Origin of the sequence: Roseburia sp. AF02-12 (assembly GCF_003461765.1) — a bacterium.
Taxonomy (GTDB): Bacteria; Bacillota; Clostridia; order Lachnospirales; family Lachnospiraceae; genus Roseburia_C; species Roseburia_C amylophila.
This window is the reverse complement of record NZ_QTXS01000001.1, coordinates 1,324,009-1,348,859: the sequence shown is the minus strand read 5'-3', so window position 1 is coordinate 1,348,859 and position 24,851 is coordinate 1,324,009. Positions and strand designations below refer to the sequence as shown.

Genomic DNA, 24,851 nt, shown 5'->3' with positions numbered 1-24,851 from the left:
ATATGGCTGGGGTTGTGTTGACGGGATTGTTATTCACATAGGTTGAGTTGATTACGTTGTTGCAGGAGGAAGCGGTCCTTGCTAACTGAGAGAGAAAAGAAATTAGTTCAGGACCCGTATTTCCAGGTGCTGAGATTAATCGAAGATTACGATGAAGATTATGTTGAGGTCAAATCGAAATGCACAATGCACTGTTGGGCTATTCGGAGAAAGGGCAACAACGTAGTTTTGTTTCACAAAAGATAACTGTTTTTTGACAACTACTTCGAAGTCGAATTTAAGGCGGGACTCAAGATTGAGATAGAAAAATGAATACTCCAAAAAGGTTGCTCCGGGCGTGGGATTTTATGCTCGGAGTGTTTTTTGTTAATGTAAGGCTATACAAAAGCATTGAAAGTATCAACCTGGAGGTTTATAATATACATTTGGAGGATATTACGGATGAAGACATCAGACCTGGTTAGAGAGCTTTGTAAGAAACAGCATATTTCATTAGCGGAGCTCAGCCGCAGGATCGGACAGACACCTCAGAATCTGAATAAGAAGCTAAAGAGGGATACACTCTCAGTAGATGAATTAAAGCAGATCGCGGATGCTGTCAGGGTGGATTTTGACCTGGGATTTGTGCTGCCGGATGGCTCTAAAATAAATAACGAAGCGGAGTGAGAGCATGAATATTAACAATATCAATGTAAACAAGTATCCAATCTCTCAGATTCTTGATCCGGAGTCTAAGACGATTTATGAGATCCCGAAATATCAGAGAGAGTATATTTGGGGCACTAAGCAGTGGGAAGAACTGTTTAATGACTTGATGGAGAATGGAGCAGGCTATTTCCTGGGTTCTATTATTTGCATTAATACTACACAGGACACCCTGAACAATCCGAAATTCGAAGTGGTTGATGGTCAGCAGCGTTTGACTACACTCAGCCTTCTGCTCGCGGCCTTATACGTCACTCTTGACTCTAACCGCGATTCTCTGGATGAAGATCAGCAATCCGATATCCTACAATTAAAGAGAAAACTTGTTATAAAGAAGACGCAGTCTGAGATTCGTATTGTTCCTCAGGTACAGCATAAAAACCTTGAGGATTACATGGGACTGCTTGCAGATAAGAAGATCATTGCGCCACATCAGACACCTAAGTTTGCTGGTAACCGTAGAATCTTCCAAGGCTATAACTATTTCAAGAGGCGTATCGATAGTGAACTGGAAGCTTCCAATAATAAGGTTGCTACAATGTTTGAGATTCTGGAGAAGGTCAACACGGCTATTCTTGTTATGATCGAGGTCTCAAATCACTCTGATGCGTACACTCTTTTTGAGTCATTAAACGATCGTGGTACGCCGCTTACATCACTTGACCTGATAAAGAACTTACTCCTGGCCAGGTTGGACATCACCGACAGTGATAATCTTGATTATTACTTTGGCCGTTGGACCCAGATAATGGATGCGCTTGGTGATGATGATAGCGCGAGGGAGAGATTCTTCAGACAGAATTATAATGCCTTCCGTAAGGATATGAATGTTCCGTTTCTTGTAGAAGGCGATGATAGGCTCTATCCGTTGGGGACTATTGCGACCAGATCTACAATGCTGGATATCTATGAAAAGATTGTAGTTAAGGACCCGTCTAAGTTCCTGGACGACGTATATGAAAATGCACAGATATATTCGAGAATCATTCTTCAAAATACGGATGATCTTACGGCGGCTGTTAAGGAAGCGTACTTGGACCTGCAGCGCGTGGGAGGCGTTCCTTCATATCTGTTCCTGCTTTATCTGGATAAGAAAAAAGATGCGCTGGGGATAGATGAGGCGTTATATGTAAAGATAATCCGATTCCTGATCACATTCTTTGTAAGACGTAACATGACCGACGTTCCGCCTACGCGAGATGTAACTCGTTTGTTCATGGCCTTCATCGAAGAGATGGAGAAGCAGAGCTATACCGGCGAGACTATTTATACGAAACTGCGTGAAAAGCTGATGGCGGTTTCTGCAGATGATGCTGTTTTCGAGGAGAAGCTTCGTGGACCGGTTTATAAAGAAAATACCGGTGCTACAAGATTTATTCTTTGCATGATAGCAAAGCAGGGTATGACAGCGGAGAGCCAGAAAAACCTGTGGGAGAAAAACGGAAGCAATCAGTATATTTGGACCATTGAACACATCTTCCCGGAAGGAAAGAACATCCCGGATGCCTGGGTTGATATGATTGCCGGTGGCGATAGAGACAAGGCTAATGAGTACCTTGAGGAGTATGCTCACACATTCGGAAATCTGACAATCACTGGATACAACAGTTCGCTCGGTAATAAATCCTTTAAAGAGAAGAAAGAGCGTAAGGACAGCAATGACAATCCAATCGGTTATTTGAATGGACTGAATTTGAATGCTGACCTTGTAAGCACAGACAATTGGACGGTTGATCAGATTAAGGCAAGGACGGATAAACTCGTAAGTGAAATACTCGCATTGTTTACTCTGTAAATGATGCTGGCTGGAGGCGCCCATGGCAAAGAAGCAAAAGCAGAGTCTTGAGCAATGGTGCCAGGATAATGATAGAGAGGATTTGCTCCGGGAATGGGATGAGGAGAAGAACTCCAAGTCGAGATTTCCGATGGCATCAGATACAACAGAATATTGCACTGCACTTTCTGCATGGTGGAAATGTAGCGAGGGGCACGAATGGTATGCTCCTGTACAGAAAAGAACCACGTTTGGACTGGGCTGCCCGATTTGTCATCCGGAACAGGCGGACATCCCTGTTGGTACTAAGTATGGGTGTTTGACGGTTCTTAGCGTTACGCCAGTGGATGAGGCAAATCGTTATAGCAGAATTTATGGCTCTACATATAACTGTGTATGCGATTGCGGTAAGAAGGTGAGTAAGTCTGAGTTTCAGTTCTTGGAGAAAAAACACCGCTATTGCACTGAGACGATCCGCAGGAGCAGGAATTCCAGATGGGCGTTTGCTGAATGGGATAAAGCAAACGAGTGTGGCCTGAAGACCGCTCAAGAAGAAAAGAAGAAAGCGACTTACAAAAGGGTCCTTGATGAAAGCTATACGTTGGACCTTGTTGGCACGATTCATGAATCACTTGAGGTGTTGGAATGTGTCAATGATCACTATGAGGAGCTTCGGTATATAACCGATCTGCGAAAAAAAGGCGGAGGCACTTACTTCATATATAAATTGTACAAGTGCCGGTGCTATTTGTGCTGTAAGGAGCAGGAGATAAAATCATCGAAGTTTTCCATTAACCCGCCGACCGAGTATGGCTATGACGCCTACAACGGATACTGGAGCGACGCACATTGTGATTGCCACCCGATTTCCTCGTTCCAGTGGATTGTAACCAAACTACTGAAGGAAAACGGAGTGCCTTATAGGGTTGAGGTTTCTTTCCCAGATTTATATGGAGCCGGGAAGGTGAATCTGCTCAGGTATGACTTCGGGGTATACGACGAGGCAGGAAATATAAAGAGCCTGATTGAATGCCAGGGTGAACAGCACTACAAGCCGGTTGATGAATTTGGAGGAAAGTATCAATTCACGGCCCAGAAGAAGAACGACGAGCTGAAACGATCCTACGCCAAGGAGCATGGAATACCGCTTTATGAGATTCCATACAAAAATAAGAAATTCGAGAAGGTAGAAGCGTTTCTGCGTGAAAAGGAAATTATAAAGTGATGGTCGAGCAATTACCGCGGACAGGCAAAGCGGGCGTTTGCAGATTGAGAAATTACCACGGACGACCAGAGGCTTATTTTGCACGGTGGACCAGTTTTTCTGGATGACCGTTGGCAGCAGACGTACTTGCTGTCATCTCAAGCCATGTTGAGACGGTTGTTCTTTTGTCCCAACTAAAACAAAAGCCGGATGATTACATTAATGTCACGATTGAACTTGATGATATGGATATAACATCTGCAGAGACTAAGGCTACATATGATGAGATAAAGAAGTATGTGGCTGAACATAATGCCGGCATGAAGGTTTCCAATCTGTATATTTCGCAGGTAAAGAGAAAATGCAGAATTGAAGTTGGAAAGAATTTGTGCGTTGCAACGAGGAGAATAGTTAATAAAGAGAGGCGCATATGCTATGCCAGGTATACTTGTGGTTGAAGATGATGAAAATTTAAATCGTGGAATTACATTTTCACTGAAAAAATCCGGATATGAGGTTTTTTCAGCAGAATCAGTGAAAAAAGCGAAAAGAATTGCAAGTGATAATAATGTGGATGTTACCATTTGTGATGTGAATCTTCCGGATGGGAATGGTCTGGATTTTGTAAGGTGGATGAGATGCAATTATAATACATACATTATCTGCCTTACAGCATTAGATCAGGAAATGGATCAGGTCATGGGATATGAAGCAGGGGCAGATGATTATATTACAAAGCCGTTTAGTCTTTCGGTACTTCTTTTGAAAATAGAAGCACATTTCCGCCGCAGACAGGAGAAAACGGAAGCCGGAAAGATGATTTCGGGAGATATCGTATTTGTCGCAGGAGAAATGAAAGTCCTGATAAAGAGTCGTGAAATCAGTCTGACAAAAACGGAGTTGAAAATGCTGACTTTTTTCCTTCAGAATCCGAAACAGATTCTTTCAAAAACACAAATATTGGAAAATGTGTTTGATCTGGAAGGGGATTTTGTGGATGAAAATACAATCGCTGTCAATATCAGAAGACTCCGTGAGAAAATCGAAGACAATCCGGCTGCACCGGTCTATATAAAGAATATCAGAGGTCTTGGGTATATATGGAATCAGGAGGTAAGGCAGTGACAAAGAGATATCGCAAGAAGATTACAGTAGTGCTCTCCCTGGTATTACCTGTCATATTATTGTTTGCAATATTAAATTGCTTTACCACGTATGTGTTTTATGAAGATTATAAATATAAAATGAATCTTATGACAGAGATTGCTGCAAAGGAAGAATTTTCCGGGCTGGATGCTGTTTCGGAATTGCTTAAGGATAAGGATATTGAAACGAACGAACAGGGAAGGCGATTATTGGAGCAATATGGATACCGGGGAAATAAAGGGAATGCATTTTATATGCAATTCCGGCATCAGGTTATGGGGACCGGTGCTGTAAGCACTGTGATATGCGTGCTTCTTTTGACTTTTTTACTTTATTGGAAGAAAAAAGAAGATGCGTGTCATCAGAAAATTTTAGACCAGTTGGAAGAAATTCTGATCAGATTCCGTGAAAATAAATTTGATGCTTTACTGAAAACGGAAAATCCAGCAGAACTGGAAAAATTGAATGACCAGCTTGAAGCAATCGGACATCATATTCAGCTGCTAAAGGAAGAAGCACGGGAAGAAAAGGAGAGCACGAAAGAAATGGTTTCTGATATCTCTCACCAGTTAAAGACACCGGTTGCAGCTTTGGATACATGTTTTAGTGTGCTGATGCAGAATGACTTAAGTGCCACAGAACAGGAGGAGTTTCGTATCCGTTGTCGGAGTGCTCTGGATGGACTGGAGACATTATTGCAGTCGCTTCTTGAAATATCCAAGATGGAAACTGGACTGATTCAGATTAATAAGAAAAAACTTCCGCTTATGGATACCGTCATATCTGCTGTGAACTGTACTTATCCAAAAGCGGATGAGAAAGAAATTGAATTCGTTTTTGACTATGAAAAAGAGCTGGAAACATGCATGGTTATGCAGGATAAAAGGTGGCTTGGTGAAGCTTTTATCAACGTTTTTGATAATGCAATCAAGTACAGCCCGGATGGTTCAAAAATATTTATCCGGTTACAAAAAAGAAACGATCTTGTAAGAATGGAAATAGAGGATCAGGGAATTGGTATTCCGCAGAATGAGTATCACAAAATTTTTCAACGATTTTACAGAGGAAGTTCCAGGGAGGTCATGAAAAAGAGTGGTACAGGAATCGGACTTTTTCTATCGAGAGAAATTATCGAAAAACACGGAGGTACAATCATGGTAACCTCCGGCAAAAAGAAAAAAGGAAGCACGTTTGTGATTCAATTACCATATGTTGGTTAAATTTTAAGTGGGCAGAAATCTTACAATTCTGTAAGACTTCTGCTCGTTTTTTGAAAGTGAAATGAAAGATTGTCCTGATACAATTTGGATGTAGGTTGAAAAATGACCAATTATATAAACAGGCAAAGAAAGTGTGCTGAAGAGGTACGCTTTACAGAATTGAAAAGGAGGCAACACATGAGTGTGATATTAGAAACCAAACAGCTTTGTAAGTTTTATGGCGCAGGTGAGAATCAGGTCAAAGCGGTCAATCAGGTGGACATTCAGATTGAGCAGGGAGAATTTGTCGCAATTGTCGGAAAGTCAGGTTCCGGTAAAAGTACATTACTTCATATGCTTGGAGGGCTTGACACCCCTACAAAAGGCAGTGTTACTTTAGCAGGGAAAGATTTATACAGGATGAAAGAAGATGCCCTTGCTGTTTTCCGCAGAAGAAAAATCGGATTTGTTTTTCAGGCATTTAATCTGGTTTCATCTGTTAATGTCTGGGAAAATATTGTACTGCCACTGGGGCTGGATGGAAGAAAAGTGGATGAAGCGTATGTAAATGATATCATTACAACTCTGGGGATTGAAAAGAGGATTTACAATCTGCCAAATCAGTTATCCGGAGGACAGCAGCAGAGAGTAGCAATTGCAAGAGCACTGGTGAATCGTCCGGAAATTATATTTGCAGATGAGCCGACCGGAAATCTTGATTCCAAGACCAGTGATGAGGTGATCGCCCTGCTTAAGATGACAGCAAAAAAATATGGACAGACAATTGTAATGATTACCCATGATGACGAAATTGCACAGGTCGCTGATCGTATTCTGGTGATTGAGGATGGACAGGTGGTGGATTTTAGATGAAGACAATAAGCAGGATTGCATATAGCAATGACAAAAAGAACAAGACAAGAAGTATACTGATTATGATGTCCATATGTCTGACTACGATGCTGCTTGTGATTATCAGTACTGTGGGAAATGGAATGATCCGTTTGCAGAAAAGTCAGGCGGCAAGCTCATATGGAAGCAATTATGGTTTGTTTATCGCAGCAGACGGATCGCAGTTAAAGGAAGTAAACCGCCGTGCGGAAATAGATGCTACAGGCACTATGTGCACCGAAGGTATCATAAAAGGCAACGAAAACGGTGGTTTTGTCTGCATGGATGAGACTACAAGAAAAATGCTTCCCTATAATAAGGAATATGAGTTAAAGGAAGGAAAGTATCCGGAAAAAATGCAGGAAATTGCCGCCGGAAGAGCTTTTTTTCGTGCAATGGGATATGATGATGTAAAGGTCGGAGATACGGTTACACTGGATTACCGTGCAGGGATGCAGTCAGAATATAAGCCGGAAGAATTTGTTGTCAGCGGAATCCTATATGATCGGGATGAGTATACCATCGAGGCATCTTATGTTGCTTTCGGGTCACAGGAGTTTTATGATGAGCACGTCGCAGAGAATGACAGACAGTATAATATTTATTTTACTTTAAATGATTCTGCAAATGTATCTATGAATAATATTGATTCGGTTATAAAGCAGATTGCAGCAGCTTGTGGGATCGAAGAAAAAAACGTTATAGTCAATGATCTCTATTTGCAATGGGTCTTGCAGCCGAGTTATGAAACGATTGCGGTATGCGGGGTTTTGATTCTTGCAATTGTACTTTTCTCTGTTGTGGTCATTTATAATATTTTTCAGGTCGGTATTGCCAACAAGATACAGGAGTATGGAAAAATCAAGGCTCTGGGAGCGACAAAAAAGCAGATGAAACAACTGATCTTCAGAGAGGGCATTTTTTTGACATTTTTTTCAATACCAGTTGGATTGCTTTTTGGCTTTCTGATTGCAAAATGCGGTTTTAACTGGCTGGTAGAACAGGGGAACCTTGTATCAACCGGAACTGGCTCTATGGGAGTTCAAAATCAGCAGGTGCCTCTGTTTTCCCTGCCTGTTATGCTTCTCTGTATTTTCGTATCATTTCTTACCGTTGCTTTGGCACTGCGTAAACCAATGAAAATTGTTTCACGGATTTCACCTATCGAAGCAACACGGTATTTAGAAAATGCAGAAACACAAAAAAAAGGAAAACGAAATGGCAGAAAAAATGTCACCGTGTTTTCTATGGCAATGGCAAATGTAACGGGTAATCCCAAAAGAACTATTGGTACTATCCTCACAATGGGTTTTTCTTGCGTATTGTTTGTGATTATCTCTAATTATGTGGGAAATATTGACACGGAGCATGAAGCACGTCTTTCCGTTAATCATGGACAATTTGAACTGCAGCTTGACTATTCTGCTGAGTATGATGAAAGATATCCGGAGAATAATCTGGATACGATTCTGACGGATGATCCATTGAATGATTCGCTGATTGAAGAAATCAAAAGCATTCCGGGAGTAACAGATGTTATGACGAGAGAGATTGTCTCTGTAAATCTGAACGGAACAAGATTTCCGGCTATTATTGTGAATAAAAAGGATTTTGATTTTATGCGCCAGGACGGGGATATTGGCTCTATGGACTATGATCAGGCGGTAAAGAATGGTGATATTTTCTTTGGCTGGTCAACGTGGATGGAACAAGATGGATATGCTCCGGGTGAATCCATTGCATTTGACTTTGAGAATGGAAGTGGAACCTATACCTATCAGGGAAAGATTGCAGGATCTTTTGTAAGTGCGGACACTTATCTTGTCATTCCGGAAGGTGTATATCGTTCCATGAATCCGAGAGGAACAGCCTATGGCTATCTGTGGGTGGACTGTGATAAAAAAGATGTGGCATCTGTAGAACAAAGTCTGAATACTTTGATTTCTAATACTTCGCATATAAAAATGGATACTTATCATGCGCAGTTACAATCTGCCGAATTTGCAAGCAGCATGATGAAGCTTGGCTGTTATCTGTTTATGGCGGTTGTGGGACTCATCGGGTTTATGAATATGGCGAATACCATGATCATGAATATTACGACAAAAAAGCAGGAATATGGTATATTACAGGCTGTGGGTATGACAAATAAACAATTAAATTTATGTCTGCAGTTACAGGGACTGATTTTTACGGTTGGCACCATATGCGTAGCTTTGATTATTGGTCTGCCGCTCGGCTATACACTTTTTTCCTATGCAAAACATAATGGAATATTTGGAATGAATATCTATCATGTTCCAATCGTACCAATTTGTATTATGATTTTTTTGGTTGGTCTGTTGCAGATTGTACTTTCCTGCGTTTTAAGCAGTAATCTGAAAAAGGAAACGCTGGTTGAAAGAATAAGGTATCAGGGATAGCAAGTAATATGTAGTGGACTAGGTCTTAACGAAGAGGAGAAATAGATAACTTCCAATTTGTATGTATGGTAAATCTAAACTGTATTTTAGCAATATTTTCTGAGTGGGGGCAGAAAGCGCCCCCACACCCACGTGAAAATATAATTGCAGGCGATTACATTTTAGCAGATACGCAAGCGTTTCTGAGTAAGCGTCACAGACAACAAAATAAGAAAATTTTGATAAGACATATCACTGGAATAAGTGAGTGTTTTTTTTGTTTTCAAATATTCAATTAACTGAAAAAGTAAAAAAGTTTTCCTCAGGGGCTGTAAAAATACCTTTCAGCGTTTCGTATTAATGAAAGGGTATTTTTTGCAGGAAAAATAAAAAATTTTTATCAAGAGCCTGTGTTTATGCCCTTCATCTTTTATATATGTGTAAGAACATTTTTTAGCCGGCATAAAAATGATTTTTACAACAGTTAGAAACAGAAATGAGGTGAGAAAAGAATGAAATATGAATACATGAAGGAGTCAAAGCAGATGATTCAGTACTTCCGGTTTCCGAAGTTTTTGCTAAAACTGCGAATTTCTCAAACTGCAAAATTCCTTTATATGATTTTGTATGACCGGGCGCGGATATCGAGAAAGAATAGCTGGATAGACAAGTATGGAAACGTTTATCTGATATTTCCAATAGATGAATTGTCTGTTCAAATCGGCAAATGCAAATCTTCTGTAAAAACAACATTGAAAGAATTAGATGATGAGGGATTATTGGTTCGCAGATTCGGTGGATTTTCAAAACCTAATCATTTATATGTAAAAATTCCATCTGATGAGATAGGTTTACAGCCAGTTGATAATAAGGCGTTTGAAAAGATGGCGATAACAGAGTCAGAAAAGCAACCATCATCTAGCCGAAAAAATGGCTGTGCAGGAGTCGGAAATGTGGTACCTAGTAAAGTAACTGAGAAATATAAAAGAAATAAATATTATGAAGTAAATTAAGGTAGTTTAATATGGAAGTGGGATGACACTCTGGCTTAGGCTGGAGTGTTTTTCTGTGGAAAAAACATAAAAAAAATATTATAATAGAAAAGAAATTTTAAGAAAAACGGAGGAGTTAGGAAAATGAAATCCAAATCCGGAAACAAGAAATTATGGATTGCTGTTATTATTTTCGTATTGATGATAGCCGGAGCAATCGGCAATCATTCGGATAATAAGAAAGAAAAGCCTGACAGGGAAAGTTCCGTTGCCACGGAAACACAGACTGAAACAGAGACAGAAAGCAATACAGAGCCTGGTGGTGATACGGAGGATTTTGTTACCGGGGGAGTCATCAGTAATACCTATAAGACAGATAGCAGTTCCGCCGGACAGATGCAGGTGCATTTCATAGATGTAGGGCAGGGCGATGCTGCCTTGATAGCTTGTGATGGTCATTACATGCTGATAGATGCCGGCAATAATGACAAAGGAACAACGGTACAGTCCTATCTTATGAGCCAGGGTGTAGAGAAACTGGATTATGTCATAGGAACACATCCGGATGCAGACCATATTGGTGGACTGGATGTAGTAATTTATAAATTTGACTGCGATACAATTATCATGCCGGATGTGGCAAATGACACCAGAACCTATGATGATGTGGTGCAGGCAATGAAGTCCAAGGGCTATCAGACCACTTATCCGGTGGTAGGAGAGACCTATACCCTTGGAGGAGCAACCTTTACCATTGTGGCGCCAAATGCAGACTATGGAAATGACATGAACGACTGGTCGGTGGGTGTGCTGGTGCAGAATGGCAACAACCGCTTCCTCTTTACCGGAGATGCAGAAGAAAAAGCGGAAGAGGACATTTTAAATAATGGAATTGATATTTCGGCAGATGTCTATGCGGCAGCGCATCATGGAAGCAAGACAGCCACAAGTCAGGCTTTTTTGGATAAGGTATCACCGGCTTATGTGGTAATCAGTGCCGGTGAAGGCAATAAATACGGACATCCTCATGCAGAGGTGCTGAACCGTCTGCGGGCAGCCGGCATATCCGTGTTTCGTACCGATGAACAGGGTACGATTGTAGCCACGTCAGATGGAAATGATATCACCTGGAACTGCTCCCCATCAGAAAGCTGGAAAGCAGGAGAACCTACCGGAAGCAGTGATAGTACAGTAAATAATTCCGCACCAGACAGCACTACATCATCAGGCAGCAGTGATGCTGGTATAGCTGCCGGTATAGCAGGCAGTTCAGCCGGCGAAAGCAGTTCTGTTATGGTACATATTACAGACACCGGTTCAAAATATCATTCGGCAGGCTGTTCTTATTTAAAAAAGAGTGACCATGAGGTGACTTTGTCAGAGGCGAAGAGTATGGGACTGGAACCATGCTCAAGATGTAATCCGCCGCAGTAATGAGAAAACCTAATCGCCAAGCCCCTTGCACTTTTTATAAAGTTAGTATACAATAATTGAAGTTAGAAATAACTAACTTCGTGCAAATCATAGGGACTTCTTTAGAATATGGAGACGAAAATATCCGTATTCACCGGAAGAAATATTCTTCCGGGAGGCAGAGTCCTGTATCTGACAAAATATGAAGAGGAACTGCACCGAGCTTCAAAGTTATAAACTTCCAAAAGCTGGCACGGAATATACCGCAGAGCAGTTAATCGTACTCCTATAGATAAATGATATTCTTTAACAAACGTCAAAGAAGCTGCAGTAATGCGGCTTCTTTTGATGTGCCGGGAAAATGGAAGGCGGTTATTATAGAGGAAAAAGAAAAAATGCATAAAAAATGGATAAGTATGCATCAAACTTAGTGACTATTTGTTTTGCGAAAAAGGTTGAAAAAACCTTCCCGATATGGTAGAATTTTTACAATTTAGGTAGCCTGTGCAGGTTTGGTGCATTTTTTATGCAAAAGGAAGGAAAAAGAGATGACTGACTCTTTTTTTTTGCGCAGGTATCGGAAGAATAGAAAGGACAGGGTGAACAAATGAAAGCTTTTCTTATATTGGAAGATGGCAATGTATTTACCGGAACCAGCATCGGTTCAACACGGGAAGTCATCAGTGAAATCGTATTTAATACGTCGATGACAGGGTATTTAGAGGTACTGACAGATCCATCTTATGCAGGACAGGCGGTAGTAATGACATATCCTTTGATTGGAAATTATGGAATTACACCGGATATGGAGTCAGGACGTCCATGGGTAGATGGATATATCGTAAGAGAATTATCCAGAATGCCAAGTAATTTCCGTTGTGAAGGAACCATTCAGGATTTTCTGAAAAAATACGATATACCGGGAATTGCAGGAATTGATACCAGAGCATTAACCAAGCTCTTACGTGAAAAGGGAACAATGAATGGAATGATTACAACAGATGAGAATTACAATCTGGATGAGATTATTCCAAAATTAAAGGCTTACACCACAGGAAATGTGGTAGATAAAGTAACCTGTGAAGAGAAAAGCGTATTGCCTGGAAAGGGCAAAAAAGTAGCACTGTTAGACCTTGGTGCTAAGAGAAACATCGCCCAGTCATTAAATAAAAGAGGCTGTGAAGTTACCGTTTATCCGGCACACACCACAGCAGAAGAAATTTTAAGCACGAATCCGGACGGAATCATGTTAAGTAATGGACCTGGAGACCCGAAGGAGTGCAAGGAGATTATTGCAGAGATTCGTAAATTATATGAATCTGACACACCGATTTTTGCAATCTGCTTGGGACATCAGCTGATGGCACTTGCAACCGGTGCAGACACATATCATTTGAAATATGGTCATCGTGGAGGAAATCATACGGTTAAGGATTTAAAGACCAACCGTGTATACATTTCCAGCCAGAACCATGGTTATGCAGTAGATACCAATACCCTGGATGAGAAAATTGCAAAACCGGCATTTGTAAATGTAAACGATGGAACCAACGAAGGATTAGAGTATGTCGGAAAGAACATTTTTACCGTACAGTTCCATCCGGAAGCATGTCCGGGACCACAGGATTCTGCTTACCTTTTTGACCGTTTTATTGAGATGATGGGAGGAACGAAATAATGCCTAAGAATAAAGATATTAAAAAAGTATTAGTAATTGGTTCAGGTCCGATTGTCATTGGACAGGCTGCAGAGTTTGACTATGCAGGAACACAGGCATGTCGTTCTTTAAAAGAAGAAGGAATCGAAGTTGTTCTGGTAAACTCCAATCCTGCTACCATTATGACAGATAAGGATATTGCAGATGAAGTTTATATCGAGCCATTAACTGCAAAAGTATTAGAGCAGATTATCATAAAAGAAAAACCGGACAGCGTCCTTCCTACCTTAGGTGGACAGGCAGGTCTTAACCTTGGTATGGAGTTAGCAGAATCCGGATTCTTAGAGAAACAGGGTGTCAAACTGATTGGTACAACTGCTGAGACAATTTTCAAGGCAGAAGACCGTCAGGCATTTAAAGATACCATGGAAAAAATCGGCGAGCCGTGTGCACCATCCCAGGTAGTACACAATGTGGAAGATGGCATTAAATTTACCAATACCATCGGTTATCCGGTTGTACTTCGTCCTGCTTATACCTTAGGAGGAAGCGGCGGCGGAATCGCACATAATGAGACAGAGCTTATCGACATCTTATCTAACGGACTTCGTCTGAGCCGTGTCGGAGAAGTACTGGTAGAGCGTTGTATCGCAGGCTGGAAGGAAATTGAGTACGAAGTAATGCGTGATGCCAACGGAAACTGTATTACTGTATGTAATATGGAAAATATTGACCCGGTTGGTGTGCATACCGGAGACTCTATCGTAGTAGCACCTTCCCAGACTTTGGGTGATAAAGAATATCAGATGCTCCGTACTTCTGCACTGAATATTATTTCCGAATTAAATATTACCGGAGGATGTAACGTACAGTACGCACTGCATCCGGAAACCTTCGAATATTGTGTTATCGAGGTTAATCCTCGTGTATCCCGTTCTTCTGCATTAGCATCCAAAGCAACCGGATATCCGATTGCAAAAGTTGCTGCAAAGATTGCACTGGGCTATACCTTAGATGAAATCAAGAATGCAATTACCGGAAAGACATATGCAAGTTTTGAGCCGATGTTAGACTACTGCGTAGTAAAAATCCCAAGACTTCCATTTGATAAATTCATCACTGCAAAACGTACGTTAACAACACAGATGAAAGCAACCGGAGAAGTTATGAGTATCTGCAATAACTTTGAAGGTGCCCTGATGAAAGCAATCCGTTCCTTAGAGCAGCATGTAGACAGTCTTTTATCCTATGACTTCAGCAAGCTTTCTGATGAGGAATTACAGGAGCAGTTACATGTAGTAGATGACCGCAGAATCTGGGTTATTGCAGAAGCACTGCGCCGTGGCGTATCTTATGATAAAATTCATGAGATTACAAAGATTGATAAATGGTTTATTGACAAACTGGCTATCTTAGTTGAGATGGAGCAGGATTTAAAGACAAAACCACTTACCGTAGAGCTTTTAAAAGAAGCAAAACGTATGGAATTCCCGGATAAAGTCATTGCAGATCTTACCGGAAAGAGTGAAAAAGAAATTCATGACATGCGTTACGAAAATGGTATCGTAGCAGCCTTTAAGATGGTTGATACCTGTGCCGCAGAGTTTGAAGCATCCACTCCATATTACTATTCCGTATTTGGCAGTGAAAACGAAGCAGCAGAGACAACACCGAAGAAGAAAGTTCTGGTATTAGGTTCCGGTCCAATCCGTATCGGACAGGGTATCGAGTTCGACTACTGTTCCGTACACAGCACCTGGGCATTTGCCAAGGAAGGCTGGGAGACAGTTATCGTAAATAACAACCCGGAGACTGTATCAACAGACTTTGATATTGCAGATAAACTGTATTTTGAGCCGTTGACACCGGAAGATGTTGAGGCAATTGTAAAATTGGAAAAACCGGACGGAGCTGTTGTTCAGTTCGGTGGACAGACCGCAATCAAGCTGACCGAAAGCTTAATGAAGATGGGTGTCAAGATTCTTGGAACCAAGGCAGAAGATGTAGATGCTGCCGAGGACAGAGAGCTCTTTGATGAAATCTTAGAGAAGACCGGAATCCCAAGAGCAGCAGGCGGAACTGTATTTACCGCAGAGGAAGCCAAAGAAGTTGCACATCGTCTGGGTTACCCGGTACTGGTTCGTCCTTCCTATGTATTGGGCGGACAGGGTATGAAGATTGCATACAATGATGAAGAGATTGAAGAATTTATCGGAATCATCAACCGTATTGCTCAGGATCACCCGATTCTGGTTGATAAATACCTGATGGGTAAGGAAATCGAAGTAGATGCCGTATGCGATGGAACAGATATTTTAATTCCAGGTATCATGGAGCATATCGAGCGTACCGGAGTACATTCCGGAGACAGTATTTCCGTATATCCGGCACCGACCATCAGTGATGAAGTAAGAGAAATGCTGGTAGAATATACCAAGCGTTTGGCTCAGGCATTACATGTAGTGGGACTGATTAATATCCAGTTTATCGTAATGGACGAGCAGGTATATGTTATCGAAGTAAATCCACGTTCTTCAAGAACGGTACCATATATCAGTAAAGTTACCGGTATTCCAATCGTAGACCTGGCAACCAAGGTTATCATTGGAAATACCATCAAAGGAATGGGCTACACACCGGGACTTGCACCAACCGCAGATTATATCGCAATCAAGATGCCGGTATTCTCCTTCGAGAAACTGCGTGGAGCAGAAATCAGCCTTGGACCGGAAATGAAGTCCACCGGAGAATGCTTAGGAATTGCCAAGACCTTTGATGAAGCTTTATACAAAGCTTTCTTAGGAGCAGGCGTTCAGCTTCCGAAATATAAGCAGATGATTATGACTGTAAAAGATGCGGACAAGCCGGAAGCAGTCGGTGTAGCAAAACGTTTTGCAGCCTTAGGCTACAAGATTTATGCAACCAGAAGTACTGCAAAATATTTACAGGAGCATGGCGTAGATGCACTGCGTGTCAATAAGATTACCCAGGAGTCACCAAACGTTATGGACTTAATCTTAGGCCATAAGATTGACCTTGTCATCGACACACCTACCCAGGGAAATGGTGATAAGAACCGTGACGGATTCCTGATTCGTCGTAATGCAATTGAGACTGGCGTATACTGTATCACAGCAATGGATACAGCCAATGCACTGGCAACCAGCTTGGAGAATGCCCAGTCAGAGCTTACTCTGGTAGATATTGCAACCGTGAAGAATATTTAAGAGCAACCCAAAACAGCCTCATGTGTTTCGAGTGGAACACATGAGGCTGAAATTTTTGTTGCCGTGCATCTGTAAGAAGCTGCCGGTAACAGGCACTGCAGGCGCAGGCTGCGTTTATATAATATATACAAAAACGGAAACATAATTTGAATAAAAATGACAATTGACAAAGAAATGTAAAATGGTTAATCTGATAGGTAGTTGCTGAAGAATCAGCGGGAGTACTGAGCTATGAAAAAATGAGATGAAATGATTAGATAGTACAATTCATAGATTCCGGAATTCTCCGGTGATAATCCCAAATGATATGAGGCAATAAAAATAGAATAAGTATGCATATGAGGTGGCAAAATGGAAGAGAGAGTGGACTATCTGCCGTTAGGAAGTGTTGTTATTGTGCATGGAGGTGTAAAAAAGTATGTAATCGTAGCAAGAGGACTACAGCTAAAGATAAATGGAGATTACAAACTTTTTGATTATGGAGCATGTACTTATCCGGAAGGAATGATGGGAGACCGGTTAATGTATTTTCAGGCATCTGATATTAACAAGGTAGTATTTAAGGGGTATACGGATGATGATGAGAGAATAATGGTTGATAATATTCAAAAAGCAATGGAGAGTCTTGATGTAGAGCGGGCAGATGTTCGAAGACTGAAGCAGAGTATGAGGAATTAATATGGCTAAAAAATATGACAATTCCAAATATCAAAGTTTAAAATCACAGAAAAGTGCAAATGAGAAAAAACAGGAATTATACAAAAGCGAAATTAATGATATAGAAGCTGAGATTGAGAGACTTCGGTCTGCTTATAATACCCTGGATGATGCAAAGGAAGCGTTGGAGGATATAAAGAATATTCATAGTAATATGCCGACTTTCTATGGATCATTATGGACGGGAAATAAGGCACAGTATTTTTATGAAATCTGTGAGAGTGGCGGATTGAAAATAGACTATGATGGATATATTTCCAGTATTGACAGTGTAGAAGATGAAATCAACTGGGAGATTAATGCTTTAAAGGAAAAACAGAATGAGAAATATGGAGCACTTTCGAAATTGGTAAATGCATGGGATGATTTATGTACAAAAATTCGAAACTTTTTTAATTAGCAGGAATGTTTAAAACAGGAGTGGAACAGATGATAACTATTTTAGATGAGATAGCCACGGAATCAGATATCGGAAAAATGTATATGGATGCATGTGGTCTTTCGCTGGAGGCAACAACAACAGATATTAGTGGAAAATCAGAAGCATTAGAGAAGTTTTTAAGCAGTTATGAGAGTTTTGCAAATATAGTAAGTGCTTATGAACAGATATTGATTTCGGATATATGCAATATATCTGAAATATCAAATTCCTGGATAGAACGGGACAGAGAGCAGAGTAATCAGTTAAAGGAAAGTAATACATTGTTAGATTTACTGGAACATCCATAGAAGGATGGGGGAGAAGAATGGAAGGGTTTGTAATCAAATATACAGATATAAATAATCTGTTATGGGAGTATAAGTCAAAACTGGAAGGCTTGATAAGTAAGTTGGAAACGTGTGAAAGAAGTATAAATCAGTTTATTCAGAGTGACCAGTTTATAGGAGAGACGGCAACAGCAGCAAAAAATTATTTATATGATGTACATATTACTATGATATCCTGTTTAAAGGTGGCAACGCAAAATATGCTAGATGATATTGCTTATCATAAGGCATGTTATAATGAGATAGATGGTTCGACGAACTTTAGACTGGATGAGGAAGCAATCCGGGAGTTCCGCACAAAACTGGCTGCGAATTCAGCGGATACGGAATCTTATGCTCAGAGTGTACAGCAGGCGGTATCCAATATCTCAGATATTTCAGACGTGAATACACCGGGAACAAATGGTATAATAGAACTGCATGAACAACTGGATCAGGAACTTTTGAATTTTATTGAGACAATTCAGACACAGGAAAGTACTACGGTAACAATTATTGAAAATACAGTAGATCTCATGGTTGACAGTATAAAAAACTGCCTTGGAAAAATAGGAACCAGTAAAACAGCAATCACTACTTATACAAGCAATAGTTTTTATACTGACATCGATGTGTATACACTGGCATATCTGAGTGAATATTTTTATCAGCAGCATACAGTTAATCAGGAAACTTATGATGCAATATGGGATGTAGAACAGCAGTTAAAAGATGCGGCAGAAGAACGGGAAGTGCAAGGTGTTATAAAAGCAATCGGCGGAATTGTACTGGTTGTAGTTGGTGTAGCATGTATTGCAGCATCGCTTGGAGCAGCAACTCCGGCAGTGGTAGCCGCAGGTACAATGATTGGAAGCGGAACAACCGTTTTTGGAATTACAGATACAGCCGAAGGGGCACAGGATGTTTATTATGGAAGTATTAGTGATCTTGACAGTACGGCTGTGAATCGACTAAAAGAAGTAGTCTTTCAGGGAAATGAAGAGACGTATTATTTTACGGAGGGTGTATTTTCTTTCGCAGCATCAGCCTTTATTCCAATTGGAAAAGCTTCGACAGTAGGAAAACTTACTTTTCGAAGCGGTTCAACGATAATTGCCAAAGAAGGACTTTCAACATTGGCGGGCGAGGGTGTCTCGAAGTTGACAACAGATTTATCGGGAAACCAGACTGTGGGAATGATGGCAGGAATGCTGGCCAGTGGACTTACTTCACATGGGCTTGATAAGCTGGATGTGAAATTTAAGCAGAAATCGTTTACTGATTTGATGAAGCAGGGAATGGTTGTAAGTAGTAATTTCTCTGTAGACGATATAATAAAAGGGGTAGAGAATGGAGAAATTCCATTAAGCAATAATATTCAAAAAGGTAATTATGGAGAAATGAAAATGGATGCATATTTTGAAAGTCAGGGATATGAGAGGATAAGCCTTGATAGAGTGACTGATTTAAATGCACCAAATCATCAGGGAATTGATGGTGTATACTACAATCCAGATGGTCATCCGCCTTATGTAATTGGAGAAGCAAAGTATGGAAACTCAAGATTAGGAAATACATTAGATGGACCACAAATGAGCGATGATTGGATATATGGAAGTAATAGACTTTTAAAAGCAGTAGGGAAGGAAATGTATGATGATATTTTAGTTGAGGGATATGGAAAACAACTAATCCATATTGATAAAAATGGTGTGTTAGATGTGACAGCAATAGATTAAAGGAGACCAAGAGAATGAGAGATAGTATTAAAAGTGAAAAATATTTTGATGAATTCATAGCAGAAGATACAGCTAGAATTTTAAAATTAACAAAAAAAGTAAATGGCGGAGAAGTTAGACCAGAAAGATTAGTGCCAGTAAAACAGGGAATTTTTCGTATTAAACTTGGAATTATAATAGCAAGGTATTCTAAGGGAGATAACATAGCTTGTTTAAGAAGTGATTTTATGGAAATATATGAAGAGTGGATAATGTCCTTCTTTTCACAGGTTGCATATAATGAGAATTTAAAGATGCTATCACTTGCAGTCCTATTTGAAATAGAGCAAAAACTGATTACATTAACAAAAAGAAAACTGAAAGAAAAAGAGGTAAAGGACTGGTTGTTGCTTTTTCTGATGGGGGAAAAACAACCAAATTTACCACTTTTATTTCCAGACAGATTTCAAATAATGAAAGAGTTAGTTAAAGAAAGAGATAAATCAGATTTATTGGAGAAATATTTGAAAGAGGACTGGTATAATAAAGAATACGAGTGTTATGAGGCTCATAAAAGTGACCAGAATATATATTATGGTTACTGGAGTTTTGAAGCAGGAGCTATTGCAAAAATATTAAATTTAGATGATAGTAATTTAAAGAATGTGCCATATTATCCATACGATTTGGTTCATTACAAAAAATAAAATTAGTAAATGATTCGAGGCAATATATTATGAAACCAATATATGCAGAAAATATTATAGTAGCAATAAAATCGTGCGGCTGTATAGAGTGGTATATTTTAGACAAAGATTATTGCTTTTTAGATTATCCTAAGTTAGAAGAAGCATATCGTAAGAAAGGCTATAATGATACTTTTGATGATGATTCCAGATTTGGCATAAAAGTAGTAAATGAATTGTCGAAAACACAATTTTTGGATAATATAAAAGAATATAAAATTACAGCCGAAGAATTAAAGAAAATGTTAATGAAGGAATCTGATTATAATGATAAATTAGCATATAATCCATCTATTTTAATAGATTTTGAAAATCGGGTATTTATATCGTATTATGCTGAACCGGAATCTTTTGAAGCGTTTGTTCCAGATGGCTGGATAGGAAAGTATCAGGATTTTACAGAAGAAATACCAGAAAAACAGAGATATTGGATGGATGAAAACGGTAAAAATTTGATAGGAGAATAGGAATGGATAATAATACAGTTACAATTTTAAATGAAGAATTTGAGAATGATAAAACAGGTGAGAAAGTACAGGGAATAACAATTATTGTAGATGGAAAACTTAAAGAAGTGCTTGATTTGCTTATGAAAAATAATCCTGATTACAAAAATTATACAGAAATTGTTCGGGATGCTTTTTTTGATGGCATTAATTCAATGATAAGAGAGCATAAATAATAAGCACAATGGAAGAAGCTGATTTTGATGTCTTTTTTAAAGAATTAGAAAGGGAACTGAAGTTAAGAATTCCGGATAAATTCTTAAAAGCGCATCGTTGGCGATGATATGAAAGAAGCACTACTAAGGAGAAACAGACATTGCGTGATACAGTAATGAATGAAAAATATTTTAGGGAATATATTTTGGAAGAGACAGGAAGAATAAAAAATTTTCAAAATAAGTTAGAAAATAATGAGGTAAGAGAAGATAGAATTTATTCGGTAAAAAGAAAGATTGATGCGATACAATTTGAATTACTTATTGCAAGATATTCTAGTGGTGAAGATATAGAAAAATTAGAAAATGATTTTATACAGTTATTAAATGATATGCCATTGTATTGGAATGGTAATTCTGGCTATATTGATATGCTGTGGATGATGGCACTTGCAATTTTATTCGATGTAAGTAGAGAAAAGTTTGGTATATTGTCGGATTTGGTAACTCAATATAATCGGAAAGATGCTTTATTGGAATTTTTTGTTAATTACAAAATGCATGGAAGCATAGAACAACTGGAAGGAGACTATTCCTTTGGCTTCCCATATGATAAGTTGACGGATATTGTTGCAAATAGAGAAAAAGCAGTTGAAAAATTAAAAGAATATTAGGAAAAATATTGGTATGTGGGACATAAAAATATGGGATGGTACGATATTCATAAAGCAAAAGAAAAATTGTATTACGGTTACTGGAGTTTTGAAGCAGGAGCTATTGCAAAAATATTAAATTTAGATGACAGCAATTTGAAAGATGTACCGTATTATCCATATGATTTGGTTCACTATAAAAGCAATAGTATGTAATCGGGATTAGAGGATATAAAAGGCGTTTTATATGTTGTGGGATAAATTAACGGAAGAGAATTATATAATATATGTAAACAGAGACATTGATTTAAAGATAAAAGTTTTTGAATTGATGGAGAATGATGAAATATATATCAACTATAAGGGATTTAATTTGACAATACCTATGTTGGTATGGGAGTTTGGAGAAGATTTAAAGTTAGCATCAATAGAAGATGTTCGTATGGAAGGCAACGACCGATTTGATAAACATTTTGTTATTAAAAAAGAGGATAAAGAAAAGTTTTTAGATGAAATATATTTCTTTTTGGTTGATAATCATATGGATTCTGTTTTAAATGAAAAGTATCGAGCAAATTGGTGATAAAGCAAAAAAATATTTTATAGGATGAATATGAAAATAAAAGTAAGAAGAGAAGCTGCTAAATGCACAAATTGTGGGAAAATTAATGAATTTTATTATTTATCAGATTTTTCATATGGTGAGAGATTAGTGCTATTTCATAACGGTATGAGTTATGCATATATTAATTTGTTGAAAGATGATGTTTATAATGATTTTATTGATAAAGTGAAATCTATTTTAAATTTGCATCAAAAAGAATTTTCAGAAGAAAAATTGCAAAATATAATTAATCATATATTTGGCATGACTTGTGACAGGATACAGGAAAGTGAGATTGACTTTGCAATGAACCATAAAAAATGCATCTATTGCGCCGCGGATGATTTTGAAGATTTAATGGCTGAGCCGGAAAAAATTATTTGTGTGGAGATGCCCAATGTGACACATCATGCGTGGAAAACTCTGGATGATGTGAAAAAGGTGCAGCGAATAGAAAAAGCATTAATGGAAAATAAAGTTATCTAATGATACAGTAGTGTATACCAAATGGAGAAAATCAGGGAATGAGAGATTATATTAAAAGTGAACAATATTTCGACGAATTCATAGCAGAAGATACAGCTAGAATTTTAAAATTAACCCAAAAAGTAAATGGCGGAGAAGTAAGACCAGACATATTTCAAATAATGAAAGAGTTAGTTAAAGAAAGAGATAAATCAGATTTATTGGAGAAATATTTGAAAGAGGACTGGTATAATAAAGAATACGAGTGTTATGAGGCTCATAAAAGTGACCAGAATATATATTATGGTTACTGGAGTTTTGAAGCAGGAGCTATTGCAAAAATATTAAATTTAGATGACAGTAATTTAAAGAATATGCCATATTATCCATATGATTTGGTTCGACAGAATGTTATATGAAGAATTTAAATATTAAATAATAGCTGTCCCATTTAAAAGAAACCCACATATGTTCAAGGTTTTCTTGGATTGAACATATGTGGGCTATTCTGTATTGATAATCCTACACCAGCTTCTTTCTTGCAGTCTTTTTCTTTGGTGCCGGCTGGGCAGCGGCTGCTGCGGCAGCCTGATTCTGGCGCTTGCGGAACCGGTCGGCTACATCTTTGATATATTTGTCTGAGGTAAAATGCTTTAAAGTATTTTCATCAATGGCAATCCGGTTATCCATGGTCTTCATAATATCCTGAATCTGGATAATGTCATAGATGTGCGGGTCACGCAAATCAAAGATTTCATTATTAGTAAACTGTAAGATAAGAGGTTTGGAATAATCCTCCGGGTTATCTTCAAGAATCATCGCCTTTTCGCCATTGGATAAATCTACACAGGCACCTCTTGGAAGAATGTGGATGCAAAGAGAAAGTGCACGGACAATCTTTGTATCATATTTTTCCGGAAACTCCTGCAAATATTTCATGGCAACGATTTCGGAAATCGGCTCATTGGTTAGGCTCATGGCGGTCATCCGGTCAAAGGCATCTGCAACCTGTAAAAGCTTTGTGCCGCTGCTGCGGAAAATCTTGGATGGGTCAGCAGCCTCTTCCGGAGCGGAGAGTGTAATAAACTGGGTAATGATTCTTAAAGCATCCGGTGATAACTTTATACTGTGAGTCTGCGGATTCAGATAATCTAAGCTCTTGATACGGCAGGCAAGGATTTTCTTTTCGTCTTCTTCTGTTAAAGGATCCGTTTTTTCAGCAAGCTCGGTCGGAACTAAAAGCCAGCCAAAATCATAGAGCAGAGCAGCCGTTACACAGGTCTGCTGAAAATCATCCGGCATATTTAACTGGTGAGTCAGCATGGCGACCAGAATAGCAACGCTGATGGAATGCTTGTATACATAATCCGCAGAGCTTCTTAAATTCTGCGCAAAGTTCAGCTTGTGGTCAAGACGGCCATACTGGGACAGAATCGAAGAGACCAGCGTTGGAAGCTTGTCCGGCTGTCTGCCTTTACGAATCATATCCATGCAGTCGCGAAGCTGGAACATGGAAATGGTCTGGAACTGTTCGAAAGCAATATCCTCGTCGGATAATGGCGGAACCGGTTCGGCAGGCTCCAGAATATAAATACCAATCAGCTCGAAATTCCGGATACTTTCGATACCCTGCCGGGTCAGTCTGGTGTCGCGGTCATAAAGCATGACGCCCAATTTATTATAGATAGGTTTAGCAAGACGCATGCCGGGTTTTAAGTCATCTGTCCGTATAAATAGCATAGCGGTTACCTCCTTACAAAATATGTTTTTCTCCGTTAAAATTCCTAGTTCAAATATAGCACAAGCAGAGAGGAAAAACAATCTTGGGATTGAAAAAGAAGTGTAGTTTTTCGTTGCATTTTCATAAGAAAGCCGTCTATAATAAAGGAAGAAAACAAGAGGCGTGATAAATCCATAAAAGAGGATAAAG

24 protein-coding genes and 1 pseudogene are annotated in these 24,851 nt (G+C 39.2%); 24 read left to right on the top strand and 1 reads right to left on the bottom strand.

The features are described from left to right. Positions 1-441 precede the first annotated feature (441 nt). From DV740_RS06610 to DV740_RS06490, 24 genes and pseudogenes are all read left to right on the top strand, one after another. Positions 442-666 (top strand): helix-turn-helix domain-containing protein, encoded by a 225-nt coding sequence (locus tag DV740_RS06610; protein ID WP_118087708.1) that lies wholly within the window; start codon positions 442-444, stop codon positions 664-666. Between the two features lie 4 nt (positions 667-670). After that, positions 671-2,500, top strand: a complete 1,830-nt coding sequence (locus DV740_RS06605) for a DUF262 domain-containing protein (RefSeq protein WP_118087707.1) — start codon at positions 671-673, stop codon at positions 2,498-2,500. A gap of 22 nt (positions 2,501-2,522) precedes the next feature. Further along, positions 2,523-3,704: a zinc-ribbon domain-containing protein gene (locus DV740_RS06600; protein ID WP_158561533.1), complete on the top strand. Its 1,182-nt coding sequence runs from the start codon at positions 2,523-2,525 to the stop codon at positions 3,702-3,704. Between the two features lie 143 nt (positions 3,705-3,847). Continuing rightward, a pseudogene (locus tag DV740_RS06595) lies at positions 3,848-4,069 on the top strand (23S rRNA (uracil-5-)-methyltransferase RumA); the annotation flags it as partial. Positions 4,070-4,118: 49 nt separating this feature from the next. Then, positions 4,119-4,808 carry a response regulator transcription factor gene (locus DV740_RS06590; RefSeq protein ID WP_118087706.1) on the top strand — a complete coding sequence of 230 codons (690 nt, stop codon included), beginning with the start codon at positions 4,119-4,121 and terminating at the stop codon, positions 4,806-4,808. Continuing rightward, positions 4,784-6,049, top strand: a complete 1,266-nt coding sequence (locus DV740_RS06585) for a sensor histidine kinase (RefSeq protein WP_118087705.1) — start codon at positions 4,784-4,786, stop codon at positions 6,047-6,049. Before DV740_RS06590 ends, DV740_RS06585 begins: the two co-directional genes overlap by 25 nt. Before the next feature lie 177 nt (positions 6,050-6,226). Then, on the top strand, positions 6,227-6,901 hold the full coding sequence (locus tag DV740_RS06580; RefSeq protein WP_118087704.1) for an ABC transporter ATP-binding protein: 675 nt from the start codon (positions 6,227-6,229) through the stop codon (positions 6,899-6,901). Then, the gene (locus DV740_RS06575) at positions 6,898-9,342 is read left to right on the top strand and encodes an ABC transporter permease (protein ID WP_118087703.1); all 2,445 of its coding nucleotides are present in this window, start codon (positions 6,898-6,900) and stop codon (positions 9,340-9,342) included. Before DV740_RS06580 ends, DV740_RS06575 begins: the two co-directional genes overlap by 4 nt. 491 nt (positions 9,343-9,833) lie before the next feature. Next, complete coding sequence (locus DV740_RS06565) at positions 9,834-10,334, top strand: replication initiator protein A (protein WP_118087702.1); 501 nt, start codon at positions 9,834-9,836, stop codon at positions 10,332-10,334. A 123-nt stretch (positions 10,335-10,457) separates the two neighbouring features. Beyond that, complete coding sequence (locus tag DV740_RS06560) at positions 10,458-11,747, top strand: ComEC/Rec2 family competence protein (RefSeq protein WP_118087701.1); 1,290 nt, start codon at positions 10,458-10,460, stop codon at positions 11,745-11,747. Between the two features lie 586 nt (positions 11,748-12,333). Further along, positions 12,334-13,404, top strand: a complete 1,071-nt coding sequence (locus DV740_RS06555; protein WP_118087700.1) for a carbamoyl phosphate synthase small subunit — start codon at positions 12,334-12,336, stop codon at positions 13,402-13,404. Continuing rightward, a complete protein-coding gene (gene carB, locus DV740_RS06550; protein ID WP_118087699.1) occupies positions 13,404-16,610 on the top strand; it encodes a carbamoyl-phosphate synthase large subunit in 3,207 nt (1,068 codons plus the stop codon). Before DV740_RS06555 ends, carB begins: the two co-directional genes overlap by 1 nt. Positions 16,611-16,961: 351 nt before the next feature. After that, complete coding sequence (locus tag DV740_RS06545; RefSeq protein WP_118087698.1) at positions 16,962-17,288, top strand: DUF4176 domain-containing protein; 327 nt, start codon at positions 16,962-16,964, stop codon at positions 17,286-17,288. A gap of 1 nt (position 17,289) precedes the next feature. Further along, positions 17,290-17,727, top strand: a complete 438-nt coding sequence (locus DV740_RS06540) for a YwqH-like family protein (protein WP_118087697.1) — start codon at positions 17,290-17,292, stop codon at positions 17,725-17,727. A 29-nt stretch (positions 17,728-17,756) separates the two neighbouring features. Next, on the top strand, positions 17,757-18,056 hold the full coding sequence (locus DV740_RS06535) for a hypothetical protein (RefSeq protein ID WP_147340206.1): 300 nt from the start codon (positions 17,757-17,759) through the stop codon (positions 18,054-18,056). Between the two features lie 17 nt (positions 18,057-18,073). Further along, on the top strand, positions 18,074-19,813 hold the full coding sequence (locus DV740_RS06530; RefSeq protein WP_118087695.1) for a T7SS effector LXG polymorphic toxin: 1,740 nt from the start codon (positions 18,074-18,076) through the stop codon (positions 19,811-19,813). Positions 19,814-19,827: 14 nt separating this feature from the next. Continuing rightward, positions 19,828-20,499 (top strand): PoNi-like cognate immunity protein, encoded by a 672-nt coding sequence (locus DV740_RS06525; RefSeq protein ID WP_118087694.1) that lies wholly within the window; start codon positions 19,828-19,830, stop codon positions 20,497-20,499. A gap of 29 nt (positions 20,500-20,528) precedes the next feature. After that, positions 20,529-21,005: a hypothetical protein gene (locus DV740_RS06520; protein ID WP_118087693.1), complete on the top strand. Its 477-nt coding sequence runs from the start codon at positions 20,529-20,531 to the stop codon at positions 21,003-21,005. Between the two features lie 2 nt (positions 21,006-21,007). Beyond that, complete coding sequence (locus tag DV740_RS06515; RefSeq protein ID WP_022243000.1) at positions 21,008-21,220, top strand: hypothetical protein; 213 nt, start codon at positions 21,008-21,010, stop codon at positions 21,218-21,220. Positions 21,221-21,360: 140 nt separating this feature from the next. Continuing rightward, positions 21,361-21,873, top strand: a complete 513-nt coding sequence (locus DV740_RS06510) for a DUF1910 domain-containing protein (RefSeq protein ID WP_118087692.1) — start codon at positions 21,361-21,363, stop codon at positions 21,871-21,873. Between the two features lie 15 nt (positions 21,874-21,888). After that, entirely contained in the window at positions 21,889-22,068 is a 180-nt protein-coding gene (locus tag DV740_RS06505; RefSeq protein ID WP_278336388.1) for a PoNe immunity protein domain-containing protein, read from the top strand. Positions 22,069-22,099: 31 nt separating this feature from the next. Further along, complete coding sequence (locus DV740_RS06500) at positions 22,100-22,435, top strand: hypothetical protein (RefSeq protein ID WP_117841795.1); 336 nt, start codon at positions 22,100-22,102, stop codon at positions 22,433-22,435. A gap of 30 nt (positions 22,436-22,465) precedes the next feature. Then, entirely contained in the window at positions 22,466-22,942 is a 477-nt protein-coding gene (locus DV740_RS06495; RefSeq protein WP_118087691.1) for a hypothetical protein, read from the top strand. 38 nt (positions 22,943-22,980) lie between these two features. Continuing rightward, entirely contained in the window at positions 22,981-23,340 is a 360-nt protein-coding gene (locus DV740_RS06490) for a PoNe immunity protein domain-containing protein (RefSeq protein WP_118087690.1), read from the top strand. Positions 23,341-23,443: 103 nt separating this feature from the next. Here the strand turns inward: DV740_RS06490 and DV740_RS06485 are convergent, their stop codons facing one another. Then, positions 23,444-24,661, bottom strand: coding sequence for an HD-GYP domain-containing protein (locus tag DV740_RS06485; RefSeq protein WP_117947692.1), 1,218 nt, complete (start codon positions 24,659-24,661; stop codon positions 23,444-23,446). Between the last annotated feature and the right edge of the window lie 190 nt (positions 24,662-24,851).